This is a genomic window from Massilia sp. LXY-6 (assembly GCF_051233485.1).
Classification (GTDB): Bacteria; Pseudomonadota; Gammaproteobacteria; order Burkholderiales; family Burkholderiaceae_D; genus Telluria.
The window spans coordinates 54,566-68,351 of sequence record NZ_JBKFGF010000046.1; the positions used below are offsets into that span (position 1 = coordinate 54,566).

General features: G+C 64.3%; 14 protein-coding genes. 1 reads left to right on the top strand and 13 read right to left on the bottom strand.

The genetic code is table 11. The features are described 5' to 3' along the window. Positions 1–224: 224 nt before the first annotated feature. Positions 225–569: a hypothetical protein gene (locus ACI48D_RS19580; RefSeq protein WP_082439473.1), complete on the top strand. Its 345-nt coding sequence runs from the start codon at positions 225–227 to the stop codon at positions 567–569. A 141-nt stretch (positions 570–710) separates the two neighbouring features. On the opposite strand, the gene cysM is transcribed toward ACI48D_RS19580, so the two are convergent. From cysM to pheA, 13 genes are all read right to left on the bottom strand, one after another. Beyond that, positions 711–1,613, bottom strand: a complete 903-nt coding sequence (gene cysM, locus ACI48D_RS19585) for a cysteine synthase CysM (protein WP_435572924.1) — start codon at positions 1,611–1,613, stop codon at positions 711–713. Between the two features lie 182 nt (positions 1,614–1,795). After that, on the bottom strand, positions 1,796–2,206 hold the full coding sequence (locus tag ACI48D_RS19590) for a ComEA family DNA-binding protein (protein WP_435572925.1): 411 nt from the start codon (positions 2,204–2,206) through the stop codon (positions 1,796–1,798). Between the two features lie 107 nt (positions 2,207–2,313). Next, positions 2,314–3,318: a D-glycero-beta-D-manno-heptose-7-phosphate kinase gene (rfaE1, locus tag ACI48D_RS19595; RefSeq protein WP_435572926.1), complete on the bottom strand. Its 1,005-nt coding sequence runs from the start codon at positions 3,316–3,318 to the stop codon at positions 2,314–2,316. Positions 3,319–3,327: 9 nt separating this feature from the next. Then, positions 3,328–4,731, bottom strand: a complete 1,404-nt coding sequence (locus ACI48D_RS19600; protein WP_435572927.1) for a UDP-glucose dehydrogenase family protein — start codon at positions 4,729–4,731, stop codon at positions 3,328–3,330. Between the two features lie 12 nt (positions 4,732–4,743). Then, positions 4,744–5,919, bottom strand: coding sequence for a lipopolysaccharide assembly protein LapB (gene lapB / locus ACI48D_RS19605; RefSeq protein ID WP_435572928.1), 1,176 nt, complete (start codon positions 5,917–5,919; stop codon positions 4,744–4,746). A 28-nt stretch (positions 5,920–5,947) separates the two neighbouring features. Continuing rightward, positions 5,948–6,250, bottom strand: a complete 303-nt coding sequence (locus ACI48D_RS19610; protein WP_435572929.1) for a LapA family protein — start codon at positions 6,248–6,250, stop codon at positions 5,948–5,950. 154 nt (positions 6,251–6,404) lie between these two features. Further along, the gene (locus tag ACI48D_RS19615) at positions 6,405–6,710 is read right to left on the bottom strand and encodes an integration host factor subunit beta (RefSeq protein WP_008446215.1); all 306 of its coding nucleotides are present in this window, start codon (positions 6,708–6,710) and stop codon (positions 6,405–6,407) included. Positions 6,711–6,728: 18 nt separating this feature from the next. After that, positions 6,729–8,435 (bottom strand): 30S ribosomal protein S1, encoded by a 1,707-nt coding sequence (gene rpsA / locus ACI48D_RS19620; RefSeq protein ID WP_435572930.1) that lies wholly within the window; start codon positions 8,433–8,435, stop codon positions 6,729–6,731. 89 nt (positions 8,436–8,524) lie between these two features. After that, positions 8,525–9,187, bottom strand: a complete 663-nt coding sequence (cmk, locus tag ACI48D_RS19625; protein ID WP_435572931.1) for a (d)CMP kinase — start codon at positions 9,185–9,187, stop codon at positions 8,525–8,527. Between the two features lie 110 nt (positions 9,188–9,297). Next, positions 9,298–10,629: a 3-phosphoshikimate 1-carboxyvinyltransferase gene (aroA, locus tag ACI48D_RS19630; RefSeq protein WP_435572932.1), complete on the bottom strand. Its 1,332-nt coding sequence runs from the start codon at positions 10,627–10,629 to the stop codon at positions 9,298–9,300. 3 nt (positions 10,630–10,632) lie between these two features. Continuing rightward, positions 10,633–11,541, bottom strand: coding sequence for a prephenate dehydrogenase (locus tag ACI48D_RS19635; RefSeq protein WP_435572933.1), 909 nt, complete (start codon positions 11,539–11,541; stop codon positions 10,633–10,635). Beyond that, positions 11,542–12,657: a histidinol-phosphate transaminase gene (gene hisC / locus ACI48D_RS19640; protein ID WP_435572934.1), complete on the bottom strand. Its 1,116-nt coding sequence runs from the start codon at positions 12,655–12,657 to the stop codon at positions 11,542–11,544. 30 nt (positions 12,658–12,687) lie between these two features. Next, positions 12,688–13,758 (bottom strand): prephenate dehydratase, encoded by a 1,071-nt coding sequence (gene pheA / locus ACI48D_RS19645; protein ID WP_435572935.1) that lies wholly within the window; start codon positions 13,756–13,758, stop codon positions 12,688–12,690. Positions 13,759–13,786: the final 28 nt, after the last annotated feature.

Here is a 13,786-nt window from a genome sequence, read left to right on the forward strand (position 1 = left end):
AGTTTAAATAAAAAGCAATTAATTTTTTAGTGAGTTTGTGAGAGAATTGCATTGTGGCTATTGTTGCAGCAGGACAACGAACCGAGCAGACACGCCTGAACCTTATTGCTCTTAAGTACTAAATTGGAAATTAGTTGTATAATTTAGTAGATATTTTCGAAACCTTGTTTTAGAACAAAGCCGCCAGCGAGCTCCTTCAACCCAAAAATAGGAATATTGACATCATGACGAACCAAGTCGGCATTGATATGAACAGCGATTCGGAGAATGACGAACTGCTGCAGTACAACCCGAACCGCCTGCTCGACACCCTGATCGAGAACCTGCGCCTGAAGAACGACGCAGCCCTGTCGCGCGCGTTGGAAGTGGCACCGCCGGTCATCTCGAAGATCCGCCACCATCGCCTGCCGGTCGGCGCTTCGCTGCTGATCCGCATGCACGAAGTCAGCGACCTGTCGATCCGCGACCTGCGCTACCTGATGGGCGACCGCCGTGCGAAATTCCGCATCAGCGACAAGCAGTTCAAGCCGAAAGACAAGGACAACAACGCCGGCGCCGGCGCAGAATAAGCGTGGGCGCGACTACGGACGGCGGCAGAACGTGCCGCCGCACCGTCATCAGTATCGACAACTGCATCTGCACCAGGTCGTCCTCGTGAGGGGAGACACCCAGCGCCCAAACTTCGCGCCGGGAGCAAGACATTCAAGAAATCAGGCGGGGAACACACCCGTCGACAGATAACGATCACCGCGGTCGCAGACGACGAACACGATCGTCGCATTCTCGACGGTCTGCGAAATGCGCAAGGCGATTTCGCAGGCCCCGGCCGCGGAAATACCGCAGAAAATCCCTTCCTCGGCCGCTAGCCGACGCGCCATCTGTTCCGCCGCAGCCTGGGTCACGTTCTCGACCTGGTCGACGCGCGCGCGGTCGAAGATCTTCGGCAGGTAGGCTTCGGGCCACTTGCGGATGCCGGGAATGGACGACCCTTCTTCCGGCTGGGCTCCGATGATGCGGATCGCCTCGTTCCGCTCCTTCAGGTAGTGCGATACGCCCATGATGGTGCCGGTCGTGCCCATCGCGCTGACGAAGTGGGTGACGCGGCCATCGGTGTCGCGCCAGATTTCGGGACCGGTGGTCTCGTAGTGGGCGCGCGGGTTGTCCTCGTTGGCGAACTGGTCCAGGATGATGCCCTTGCCGTCCTTCTGCATCTGCTCGGCGAGGTCGCGCGCATACTCCATGCCGCCGGTCTTCGGAGTCAGGATGATCTGGGCGCCGTAGGCTGCCATGCTCTGGCGGCGCTCGATCGACAGGTTGTCCGGCATGAGCAGGAGCATCTTGTAGCCGCGGATCGCAGCCGCCATCGCCAGCGCGATGCCGGTATTGCCGCTGGTCGCTTCGATCAGGGTATCGCCCGGCTTGATCCGGCCGCGTTCCTCGGCGCCGCGCAGCATCGCCATCGCGGCGCGGTCCTTTACTGAGCCGGCCGGGTTGTTGCCTTCGAGCTTGCCAAGGATGACGTTATTGCGGGCCGCGGCGTCCGCGCCCGGGATGCGGACCAGCTGCACCAATGGGGTGTTGCCGATCGTGTCCTGGATGGTCTTGTATGCCATAGGTTTGCTTCTGCTTTCTCGCGATCTCAAAACACCATTCTAATCCGAGTTGCAATATGGCGTATTGGACGGGATCGGCAGAACATGATCTATGGCAATGTAGGGTGGGCGGCCCTCCGCCCACGCGTGACGCTGGCAAAACGCGAACGTCACGCGTGGGCACATGGTGCCCACCCTACGCATCAGCTGGCAGCTGCTGCCTTCGGATGCGCGTCCGATTTGCCTGCCTTGGCCGGCTTCGCGGCCTTGTCTTCGGTCTTGCCCTTGGCCGCACCGGAAGGCGTGGTCGAATGCGCGCCGGAAGCCGCGGCCATTGGCGCACCTTCCTTCGACTTGCCGTTCACCTGCAGGCCGGCTTCGGACAGCTTGGCGGCGCGCTTCTCGCCCACGCCCTTCACGCGCTTCTCGAAATCGGCCCAGTCCTTGAATTCGCCCTTGGCGCGCTCGGCGATGATGGTCTTCGACATGGCGGGGCCGACGCCCTTCACCGAATCCAGCGCTGCGGCATCGGCCTTGTTGACGTCGACCTGGGCGAATGCCATGCCCATCGATGCCGCCAGCGCAGCGATTGCGAGGAACAGTTTCTTGATCATCTGCTTATCTCCGTTGGTTGGATTATGGGGCGGCAGGTGCCACCCATCTGTATTAACGGACCAGCGCGCCGGACGTTGACGTCCGGCGCTTACAAAAGATCAAGCGCTCAGCCGTGCGAGCCGTCGGTGCGACGGCGGTGCGCGAACAGCTCGTCGCGGGTGACGGTGGCGGTGCCCAGCTTGCCGACCACGATGCCGCCGGCGCGGTTGGCGGTGGCCAGCGCTTCGGCCAGCGGCGCGCCCGAGCCCAGCATCGCGGCCATGGTCGCGATCACGGTGTCGCCCGCGCCGGAGACGTCGTAGACCTCGCGCGCGTCGGCGTGCACGTGCAGCACCTCGTCGGCCGTGTACAGGCTCATGCCCTCTTCCGAGCGGGTCAGCAGCAGAGCCGTCAGGCCCAGCTCCTCACGCAGCGTCTGCGCCTTTTCGGTGAGCTGCTCCTCGGTCTTCCAGCTGCCGACGATGCGCTTGAGCTCGGACTTGTTCGGGGTCAGCATGGTGGCGCCGCGGTAGGGCGTGAAGTCGTCGCCCTTCGGGTCCACCATGACGGTCTTGCCGGCCTCGCGCGCCATGCGGATCATCTCGGCCACGTTCACCAGGCTGCCCTTGTTGTAGTCGGACAGGACGATCACGTCGTAGTCCGGCAGGATGGCCTTGAACTGGGTCAGCTTGTCGCGCAGCGTGGTTTCGCTGGGTGCTTCCTCGAAGTCGATGCGTACCATCTGCTGCTGCCGGCCGATCACGCGCAACTTGACGATGGTGGAAATCGCCTCGTCGCGCTTCAGGTAGCTGTCGATGCTGGATTCGCGCAGGATCTGCTCGACCTCGTCGCCGGCCTCGTCGTTGCCGACCACGCCCAACAGGCCGCAATGGGCGCCGAGGGCGGCGGCGTTGCGCGCCACGTTGGCGGCGCCGCCCAAGCGGGCTTCGCGGCGCTCGATGCGCACCACCGGCACCGGGGCTTCCGGCGAGATGCGCGCGACGTCGCCGAACCAGTAGCGGTCGAGCATCACGTCGCCCACGACCAGCAGGCGTACCTTCTCGAGTTCCGGCGCCTCGGCCTGGCGGTAGCTGTCGGTCGGCAGCAGGCGGCTTGGAATGTCCTTATACATCGGCGGACCTCACTTGCTGGTCAGGACCGAGCGGCCGATCCCGTGGTATTCGATGCCCTGCGCAGTCATCAGGGCCGGTTCGTAGAGGTTGCGGCCATCGATGATCACGGGGTGCTTCAGGCGTTCCTTGATCTGCTCGAAATCCGGACTGCGGAAAGCCTTCCATTCGGTGACGATCAGCAGCGCCTCGGCGCCTTGCAGCGCGTCCATCGGCGCATCCTTGAATTCGACGCGCGCCAGCTTTTCCTCGCCGAGCGCATCATGGCCGAAATCAAGTGCCAGCACCCGCCGCGCCTCGGCCATCGCCACCGGGTCGTGCACGGCAACGGTGGCGCCGCGCTCGACCAGTTCCTGCAGCAGCACGCGCGATGGCGCCTCCCGCATGTCGTCGGTGTTCGGCTTGAAGGCCAGGCCCCAGACGGCGAAACGCTTGCCGGACAGGTCTTCGCCGAAGCGCGCTACCACCTTGCGGCCCAGCACGTGCTTCTGGCGTTCGTTGACGGCTTCCACGGCGCTCAGGATCAACAGGTCCTGGCCGTACTGGCGCGCGGTGCGCTCGATCGCCTGCACGTCCTTCGGGAAGCAGGAACCGCCGTAGCCGGCGCCGGCATACAGGAAGCTGTGGCCGATGCGCGGATCGGAGCCGATGCCGTGACGTACCGCCTCGATGTCGGCGCCGACCTTGTCGGCCAGGTTGGCCAGCTCGTTCATGAACGAGATGCGGGTCGCCAGCATGGCGTTGGCCGCGTACTTGGTGAACTCGGCCGAGCGCACGTCCATCCAGTAGGTACGCTCGTGGTTGCGGTTGAACGGCGCGTACAGCAGCTTCATGAGCTCGCGCGCGCGCTGGCCGTTGGGCGAGCTGTCGTGGCCGATGACGATGCGGTCCGGACGCATGAAGTCCTCGACCGCGGCGCCTTCCTTCAGGAACTCCGGGTTCGACACCACGGTAAACTCGGTGTTGGCCAGGAGGCGTCCGCTTTCGGCCCCCCGGACCGCAAGCTCCTCGCGGATTGCCGCGGCAACGCGGTCGGCGGTACCGACCGGCACGGTCGACTTGTCGACGATGACCTTGAAGCCGTCCATGTGGCGGCCGATGCTGCGCGCGGCGGCCAGCACGTACTGCAGGTCGGCCGAGCCGTCCTCGTCCGGCGGGGTGCCGACCGCGATGAACTGCAGCTGGCCGTGCGCCACGCTGGCGGCGACGTCGGTCGAGAAATGCAGGCGGCCGGCGGCGCGGTTGCGCGCGACGATCTCTTCCAGGCCCGGTTCGTGGATGGGGATGCCGCCGTTGTTGAGCAGGTCGATCTTGCGCTGGTCGACGTCGAGGCAGAACACATCGTTGCCGAGTTCCGCGAGGCAGGCGCCGGTGACGAGGCCGACGTAGCCGGTGCCGATAATCGTAATCTTCATATTCTTAATTCATCAATTCATGACATTCAGTTCTTCGGTACGGCGAGGGGGATAAGTCTCCCACCTGCTGCATCCCGGGCATTGCCAATAATACTGGCGTGCCTTGAAACCGCAGTGGCTGCACTGGTAGCGTGCCAGCTTCTGGGTGTATCCGTGGACGAGGTTCTTCACCATCGACAATTCTTCCCAGACATTTGCCGGGGCATCCATGAGGCGTGCCTCCAGCAATTTATCCAGGCCAAGCAGTGTCGGGTTGCGACGCAACTCCTCCACCACAAGCTGTTTGGCAGCGTCGACGCCGTTCAGTTCGATGACGGCCTTGAACACTACCTCGATCAGATCAATGGATGATGCTTCCGACAGGTAGGAACGCAGCAGGTTGACGCCCTCCTGCGGCCGGCCGACCTTGCGGTAGCCATCCATCAAACGTGCCGCGACCAGCGCCACGTGGGGCACGCTCTGCTGCTCGACGCGGCGCCAGGTCTTGAGCGCGCCTTCGATGTCGCCCTGGGCGGTCTGGGCGTCGCCGTACAGCATGGTCGCGCGTACGCTCTTGCGGTCGGCCTGCAGGGCCTTGTCCAGCAGCTGCATCGCGTCGGCCGGCTGCATGTGGACCAGCGCGTCCTGGGCCAGCTCGCAATAGAACTGGGCGATTTCCTTGTGCTGGGCGCCGGCGCCGGATTCCTGCAGGCCCTCGGCGGCGGTGATCGCGCGGCGCCATTCCTTTTCACGCTGGAAGATCTCGAGCAGCGCACGCCGCGCCTGCACGCCGTATTGGGTGTCGACCAGCAGGTTGAAGGTTTCCTCGGCGCGGTCCAGCAGGCCGGCCTTCAGGTAGTCCATGCCGAGTTCGTACTGGGCGTGCACCTGCTGCTCGATCGGCAGGTCGGGACGCGACAGCAGGTTCTGGTGGACGCGGATGGCGCGCTCGGTCTCGCCGCGGCGGCGGAACAGGTTGCCGAGCGCGAAGTGCATCTCGGCCGTTTCGGGATCCAGCTTGACGATCTCGATGAAGGCGTCGATCGCCTTGTCCGGCTGCTCGTTGAGGAGGAAGTTCAGGCCCTTGAAGTAGCCGCGTGGCAGGCTGCGCGATTCGGAGACGAGTTGCTTGATGTCGACGCGGGCGGCGATCCAGCCGAGGGCAAAAAAGACGGGGATGCCGAGCAGCCACCAGATTTCAAATTCCATGTGATTCTTGTTCTGTTGTGACGACAGCTCAGTGGGGCGTGACGCTGTCGGGTTGCGGGGCGCTCGCGGCGGTGCCTGCGGCGCTCTGCAGGGCCTGGATGGTGTTCTTGTGCTGGGAGCTTTCGCGGCGGTGGCGGAACACGGTGGGCGTGACCGCCAGGATGCCGAGGAAGGCACCGGCGATGAAGAAGGCCAGCAGCATTAGCACCAGCGGTCCGCGCAATTCGTAACCCAGGAAGAAATGCAGATCCACCGGATCGGTATTCTTGAGGGCGAAGCCGAAAAAGAGGACGAACAGGATGCATCCGAGGATGGCGGAAACGATCTTCATCTCAATAGGTCCTGTGAGGAATGACTGCAAAGGCGCAGTGTCGCATATTTGAAACGAGTTTTCAAAGAACCGGCCTGGACGAAAAAAAACGGCATCCAAAATAGGATGCCGTTTTCGTCTTCCTGCCGGAAGACTCCGCCAGACGGCAGACGACTCAGTCCTCGATGATCGGTTGCCCGACCATCGCGTCGACCCGCTCGCGCAACTGCTTGCCCGGCTTGAAGTGCGGCACCCGTTTTTCGGGCACCATCACCTTGTCGCCGGACTTCGGATTGCGTCCGATGCGGGGCGGCCGGCTGTTCAGCGCGAAGCTGCCGAAACCGCGGATCTCGATGCGCTGGCCGGTCGCCAGGGCGTTGGTCATCGCATCGAGGATGGTCTTGACAGCGTATTCCGCATCTTTTGCCACCAGCTGAGAGTAACGCTCAGCCAGGCGGTTGATCAGCTCGGACTTGGTCATCTGCGCGGTCCCGGGCTATTAGCCTTTATTGTCGAACTTGGCCTTCAGCAGTGCGCCCAGGCTGGTGGTGCCGGTAGCAGCGCTGTTGTCCGAAGCCAGCTTCTGCATGGCTTCCTGGGTCTCTGCGTTATCTTTCGCCTTGATCGACAGCTGGATGCTGCGAGCCTTGCGATCGATGTTGATGACCAGGGCTTCGACCTTGTCGCCCACTTTCAGGTGGGTGCCGGCGTCTTCCACGCGGTCACGCGAGATTTCCGAAGCGCGCAGGTAGCCTTCGACTTCGTCGCTCAGGGCGATCACGGCGCCTTTCGGCTCAACCGACTTCACGGTGCCGGTGACCAGGGTGCCCTTGTCGTTCAGCGAAGCGAAGTTGTTGAACGGGTCGCCTTCCAGCTGCTTCACGCCCAGCGAGACACGCTCGCGCTCGACGTCGATTGCCAGAACCACGGCTTCCAGCTCGTCGCCCTTCTTGAACTTGCGCACGGCTTCTTCGCCGGTTTCGGTCCAGGACAGGTCCGACAGGTGCACCAGGCCGTCGATGTTGCCCGGCAGGCCGATGAACACGCCGAAGTCGGTGATCGACTTGATCGAACCCTTGACCTTGTCGCCCTTCTTGTGGGTCATGCCGAAGTCGTCCCACGGATTCGCCTTGCACTGCTTCATGCCCAGCGAGATACGACGACGCTCTTCGTCGATTTCCAGGACCATGACTTCGACTTCGTCGCCCAGCTGGACAACCTTGTTCGGAGCCACGTTCTTGTTGGTCCAGTCCATCTCGGACACGTGCACCAGGCCTTCGATGCCCTGCTCGACTTCCACGAACGCGCCGTAGTCGGTCAGGTTCGTGACTTTACCGAACAGGCGGGTGCCTTGCGGGTAGCGACGCGACAGGCCGGTCCACGGATCGTCGCCCAGTTGCTTGACGCCCAGCGAAACGCGGTTCTTTTCCTGATCGTACTTCAGGACCTTGGCGGTGATTTCCTGGCCGACGGTCAGGACTTCCGACGGGTGACGCACACGACGCCATGCCAGGTCGGTGATGTGCAGCAGGCCGTCGATGCCGCCCAGGTCGACGAACGCACCGTAGTCGGTGATGTTCTTGACGACGCCGGTGACCACGGTGCCTTCCTTCAGCGTTTCCATCAGCTTCGCACGCTCTTCGCCCATCGATGCTTCGATGACGGCGCGACGCGACAGCACGACGTTGTTACGCTTGCGGTCCAGCTTGATGACCTTGAATTCGAGGGTCTTGCCTTCGAACGGGGTGGTGTCCTTGACCGGACGGGTGTCGACCAGCGAACCCGGCAGGAATGCGCGGATGCCGTTGGTCAGGACGGTCAGGCCGCCCTTGACTTTGCCATTCACGGTGCCGGTGACGATCTCGCCCGACTCCATTGCTTTTTCCAGAGCCAGCCACGATGCCAGGCGCTTGGCCTTGTCGCGCGACAGGATGGTATCGCCGAAACCATTTTCCAGCGATTCGATGGCCACGGAAACGAAGTCACCCACGTTGACTTCCAGTTCGCCCTGGTCATTCTTGAATTCTTCGATCGGGATGAAAGCTTCCGACTTCAGGCCAGCGTTGACGATCACGAAGTTGTGATCCAGACGCACGACTTCGGCCGAAATGACTTCGCCCGAACGCATGTCTTGACGCGACAGCGACTCTTCGAAGAGTGCTGCGAAGCTTTCCATGCCGGTTTCTTGATTTGCTGCAGTAGCCATGAGTTTTTGAAAGGTTAGCCAGCAGAACGGCGATATGCCATCTGAACTGGGTCAGGTTGAAACACACCCGGGAACGCTCCCGGGCACCACTAGCTGTGCGCCCACCAGTCGAGTACCAACGCCACCGCTTCGTCCACGGTCATGTGCGAGGTATCGAGGAGATGCGCACCCTCTGCCGGAGTCAAGGGTGCCACGGCGCGCTGGGTATCGCGCGCATCGCGGGACTGCAAATCTTCCAGCAGATCGTCCATATTAGCAGAAAACCCTTTGTCAATCAATTGCTTATACCGGCGTTGCGCACGTGCCTCAACGCTTGCCGTCAGGAAGACTTTCAGCTCGGCTCCAGGGAAGATCACGGTCCCCATATCGCGTCCGTCGGCCACCAGGCCGGGGGTCTGGCGAAAGCCCAGTTGCAGCCCGAACAACGCCTGGCGCACCCCCGGCAGGGCCGCGATCTTCGAGGCCGTGTTGCCGACTTCCTCGGCGCGGATGGCCTGGCTGACGTCTTCCGTCCCCAGGTAGATGTGGCCGCCGTTGAAGCGGGCCGGCAGGTGCTCGGCCACCTTCGAGAGCGCATGCTCGTCCGTAAGAAGCGTGCCGCGGCGCAGCGCCGACAGCGCGGTCAGGCGGTACAGGGCGCCGGAGTCCAGCAGGTGGAAACCCAGGTGGTCGGCGACGCGGTGGGCCACCGTGCCCTTGCCGGACGCGGTCGGGCCGTCGATGGTGATGACGGGGATATTCGAGTTTGGCATGCGTATATTATTTGTTCACCAATACGTAGGGTGAGCACCCCGTACCCACGCGGACGCCGGCATGATGCGAACGTCACGCGTGGGCACATGGCACCCACCCTGCAAAGCCGTCAGGATAAGTCGTCTTTGGCGATTGACGCAAACGTTTCGAAATAATCCGGGAAAGTCTTCGCCACGCACTTCGGGTCGTTGATGCGCATCGCGTTGCCGCGCCGCGCCTTGCCGTCCAGCGAAGCCAGCGAGAAGCACATCGCCATCCGGTGGTCGTCGTAGGTGTCGATGGTGGCCGGCGACAGCTCCGCCGGCGGGGTAATGCGCAGGTAGTCCTCGCCCTCTTCCACGATGGCGCCGACCTTGCGCAGCTCGGTCGCCATCGCGGCCAGGCGGTCGGTCTCCTTCACGCGCCAGCTGGCGATGTTGCGCAGCGTGCTGGGCCCGTCGGCATACAGGGCGGCCACGGCGATCGTCATGGCGGCGTCCGGGATATGGTTGAAGTCGAGGTCGATGGCTTTCAGTACGCCGTTCGAACGCGCCTCGATCCAGGTGTCGCCCCGCACAATCGTCGCCCCCATCTGCTCCAGCGCGTCGGCGAAGCGGACGTCGCCCTGGATGCTGTCGCGACCCACGCCCTCGACCCGCACCGGCCCGCCGGCGATCGCGCCGGCCGCCAGGAAGTAGGACGCCGACGAGGCGTCGCCCTCCACGTGGATGCTGCCCGGCGACTGGTAGCGCTGGCCCGGCTGCACGGTGAAGGCGGACCAGCCATCCTGCTCGACCGCCACGCCGAAGCGGCGCATCAGGTTCAGGGTGATCTCGATGTAGGGCTTGGAGATCAGCTCGCCCTCGACCTCGATGGTGACCGGCTGGTCCTTGGCCATCAGCGGCGCGGCCATCAGCAGTGCGGTCAGGAACTGGCTCGAGACGTTGCCGCGCACCGACATGCGACTGGCGTGCAGGTGACCGCGGCGGATCCGCAGCGGCGGATAGCCCGGGTTGCCGGTGTACTCGATCTGGGCGCCGACCGCGTTCAGGGCGTCGACCAGGTCGCCGATCGGGCGCTCGTGCATGCGCTGCACGCCATGCAGGGTGTAGTCGCCGCCGATCACGGCCAGGGCCGCCGTCAGCGGACGGATCGCGGTGCCGGCATTGCCCATGAAGAGGTCGGCCTCATGCGTGGGCAGGACGCCGCCGGCGCCGTGCACCACGTGGGTGCGCTCATCCAGCTGTTCCCACTGGATGCCGAGCGACTTGAGCGCGCCCAGCATCACCAGGGTGTCGTCCGAAGCCAGCAGGTCGTGGATGGTGGTGCTGCCCTCGCTGAGCGCCGCCAGCAGCAGCGTGCGGTTGGAGATGCTCTTCGAGCCCGGCAGGCGAACCGTGCCTTCGGCGTGCATCACCGGTTCGAGGTCGAGGTGTTCGGGGTAGAGTTTGGACTGCGTCATAGATTACTTTCCTGATTCCTGGTCCGGACTGGGCGGCGTCTCGAAGGTTTCGATCGCTTCGATCCATGCGCGGCGCGCGCGCTGGGCGTTGCCGTACACGGCTTCGAGCCCGGCAGCGTCGGCGTCCGCGAGGCGCGCGCGCAGGCCGTTCAATTGTGCCAGATAGGCATCCAGCTCACCGAGGAGCGCATCGCGGTTGGCCAGGCTGATGTCGCGCCACATCTCGGGCGAGGAGCCGGCGATGCGGGTGAAGTCGCGGAAGCCGCTGGCCGCATACTGGAACAGCAGGTCCGCATGCGGCTTGTTGGCGATGTCGTCCACCAGCGCATACGCCAGCAGGTGCGGCAGATGGCTGACGGCGGCGAACACCTTGTCGTGCTCGCCCGGCGTGAGGGTATGGATGATGGCGCCGCATGCGCGCCAGGCCGCGGCCACCTTGTCCACGCTGGCTGGCGGATTTTCCGGCAGCGGCGTCAGCACGGCCTTCTTGCCGCGGTAGAGGTCGGGGATGGCGGCATCCGGGCCGTTCGATTCGCGCCCGGCGATCGGGTGGCCGGGCACGAACTGGTGAATGCGCTCCTGCAGCACGGCGCGCGCGCTGGCGACCACGTCCGACTTGGTGCTGCCGGCGTCGGTGACGATGGTATGCGGCTCCAGCCACGGCAGCAGCGATGCGAGGATGCCGGCGGTCTGCGCCACCGGCGCCGCCAGCAGCACCAGGTCGGCGCCGTGCAGGGCTTCTTGCGGATCGGTGGATACCGCGTCGACGATGCCGAGCTGCCGCGCCCTTGCGAGCGCTTCACTGGAACGTTCGAGCCCGACGATCTCGCGCACCGCGCCGGCCGCCTTCAGGCCGAGCGCGAAGGAGCCACCGATCAGGCCGACGCCGACGATGACGACTTTATCGAACATTCAGGCCAGCGCCTTCTTCAAGGCCTCGCGCAGGGCGTCGATGAAGCGTGCGTTCTCTTCCGGCAATCCGATCGAGATACGCAGCCATTGCGGCAGGCCGTAGGCGCCGACCGGGCGCACGATCACGCCCTGCTTCAGCAGCGCGATGTTGACGCGATTGCCCGCACCCTCGTCCTCGCCCACCTTGACCAGCACGAAGTTGCCGTGCGACGGCACGTACTGGAGCTTGAGCTCTTCAAAGGCGGCGGTCAGCTGCCGGTAGCCGGCACGGTTGTTCTCGAAGCCCTTCTGCAGGAAGGCCTTGTCGTTCAGGGCCGCGATGGCCGCCGCCTGGGCCAGCGAATTGACGTTGAAGGGCTGGCGGATACGGTTCATCAGGTCGGTCACCGCCGGCTGGGCGATCGCGAAACCGACGCGCAGGCCGGCCAGGCCGTAGGCTTTCGAGAAGGTCCGCGAGACGATCAGGTTGGGGAACTTGCGCACCCACTGGGTCGACTCGAACTGGTCCTTCTGCTCCAGGTATTCGTTGTAGGCCTCGTCCAGCACCACGATCACGCCGGCCGGCACCTTGGCCAGGAAGGCTTCGATCTCGGCCGCCGGAATGAAGGTGCCGGTCGGGTTGTTCGGATTGGCGATGAACACCAACTTGGTATCCGCGTCGATCGCGGCCGCCATCGCGTCGAGGTCGTGGCCGTAATCCTTGGCCGGGACGACGATGCCGCGCGCGCCCACGCCCTGGGTCGCCAGCGCGTACACGGCGAACGAGTACTGCGAGTACAGCACCGCCTGGCCCTTCTGCACGAAGGCGTGGGCGGCGATCTCGAGGATGTCGTTGGAGCCGTTGCCGAGGGTGATCCATTCGGCCGGCACGTCGTAGCGCGCGGACAGCGCAGCCTTCAGTTCGAAGCCGTTGGCGTCCGGATAGCGGCCCAGCTCCGCGGCGGCAGCAAGCATCGCCTGCTTCGCCGACTCCGGCACGCCGAACGGGTTTTCGTTGGAGGCCAGCTTGACGATATTGGCTTCATCCAGGCCGAACTCGCGGGCGACTTCGGAGATGGGTTTGCCTGCCTGGTAGGGGGCGATGGCGCGGACGTATTCAGGACCGAATTGCGACATGGGGACTCTCGATAACTAATAAATAAGGGATCACAGGCCGACCGGGTAGGAGCCCAGCACCTTGAAGAAGGCGGCATTGGCCTTCAGCTCGTCGAGCGCGCGCGCGACCTGCACATCCTGGTGGTGGCCTTCGACGTCGACGTAGAAGTAGTACTCCCAGGTGCCGATGCGCGCCGGGCGCGACTCGAAGCGCGTCATCGACACGCCGTGCCTGGACAGTGGCGCCAGCAGGTTGTAGACGGCGCCGGCCTTGTTCGGCACGGCCAGCACCAGCGAGGTGCGGTCCTGGCCGGACGGGCCGGCGGCCTGGCATCCGATCACGGCGAAGCGCGTGCGGTTGTGCGGATCATCCTGGATGTGGGCCTGGACCACGCCCAGCTTGTACTGCTCGCCCGCCATTTCGCTGGCGATCGCCGCCACGGTCGGGTCCTGGCTGGCCAGCACGGCCGCTTCGGCGTTCGAGGCGACGGCGCGGCGCTCGACGTTCGGGTGGTGCAGGTTCAGCCAGGCCTGGCACTGGGCCAGTGCCTGCGAATGCGCGCATACGACCGTTACGCCGTCCATGCTGCCGGTCTTGCTCATCAGGCTGTGGTGGACCGGGATCGAGACTTCGCCGCTGATGATGGCGGTGGTGCCGAGCATCAGGTCGAGGGTGCGGTTGATCGCGCCTTCCGACGAGTTCTCGACCGGGACCACGCCATAGTCGGCGGTGCCGGCCTCGGTGGCGCGGAACACCTCGTCGATCGACACGCAGGGCAAGCCTTCGACGGCGCTGCCGAAGTGCTGGAACACGGCCTGCTCGCTGAAGGTGCCGGTGGGGCCGAGATAGGCGACCGTGACGCGCTTTTCCAGCGCGCGGCAGGACGACATGATCTCGCGGAAGATGGTCTGGACGTCCTTGTCCTTCAAGGGGCCGGGATTGTTGTCGGCGACCTTTCGCAGCACCTGGGCTTCGCGTTCGGGGCGGAACACCGGCGCATTGGTCTCGGCCTTGACGTGGCCGACTTCCTGCGCGACCTTGCCGCGGCGGCTCAGGAGGTCGAGGATTTGCGCGTCGATCGCATCGATCTGTTCGCGCAGGGGTTGTAGTTTGTCTGTCATTGTCTGCTCATTCATGGGAGTTCGCGCG

Bases quoted from the DNA above. Each gene is read 5' to 3' on its own strand.
- aroA (WP_435572932.1), bottom strand. From the start codon at position 10,629: ATGACGCAGTCCAAACTCTACCCCGAACACCTCGACCTCGAACCGGTG.
- rfaE1 (WP_435572926.1), bottom strand. From the start codon at position 3,318: ATGTATAAGGACATTCCAAGCCGCCTGCTGCCGACCGACAGCTACCGC.
- cmk (WP_435572931.1), bottom strand. From the start codon at position 9,187: ATGCCAAACTCGAATATCCCCGTCATCACCATCGACGGCCCGACCGCG.
- ACI48D_RS19610 (WP_435572929.1), bottom strand. From the start codon at position 6,250: ATGAAGATCGTTTCCGCCATCCTCGGATGCATCCTGTTCGTCCTCTTT.
- pheA (WP_435572935.1), bottom strand. From the start codon at position 13,758: ATGACAGACAAACTACAACCCCTGCGCGAACAGATCGATGCGATCGAC.
- ACI48D_RS19590 (WP_435572925.1), bottom strand. From the start codon at position 2,206: ATGATCAAGAAACTGTTCCTCGCAATCGCTGCGCTGGCGGCATCGATG.
- cysM (WP_435572924.1), bottom strand. From the start codon at position 1,613: ATGGCATACAAGACCATCCAGGACACGATCGGCAACACCCCATTGGTG.
- lapB (WP_435572928.1), bottom strand. From the start codon at position 5,919: ATGGAATTTGAAATCTGGTGGCTGCTCGGCATCCCCGTCTTTTTTGCC.
- hisC (WP_435572934.1), bottom strand. From the start codon at position 12,657: ATGTCGCAATTCGGTCCTGAATACGTCCGCGCCATCGCCCCCTACCAG.
- rpsA (WP_435572930.1), bottom strand. From the start codon at position 8,435: ATGGCTACTGCAGCAAATCAAGAAACCGGCATGGAAAGCTTCGCAGCA.
- ACI48D_RS19580 (WP_082439473.1), top strand. From the start codon at position 225: ATGACGAACCAAGTCGGCATTGATATGAACAGCGATTCGGAGAATGAC.
- ACI48D_RS19600 (WP_435572927.1), bottom strand. From the start codon at position 4,731: ATGAAGATTACGATTATCGGCACCGGCTACGTCGGCCTCGTCACCGGC.
- ACI48D_RS19635 (WP_435572933.1), bottom strand. From the start codon at position 11,541: ATGTTCGATAAAGTCGTCATCGTCGGCGTCGGCCTGATCGGTGGCTCC.
- ACI48D_RS19615 (WP_008446215.1), bottom strand. From the start codon at position 6,710: ATGACCAAGTCCGAGCTGATCAACCGCCTGGCTGAGCGTTACTCTCAG.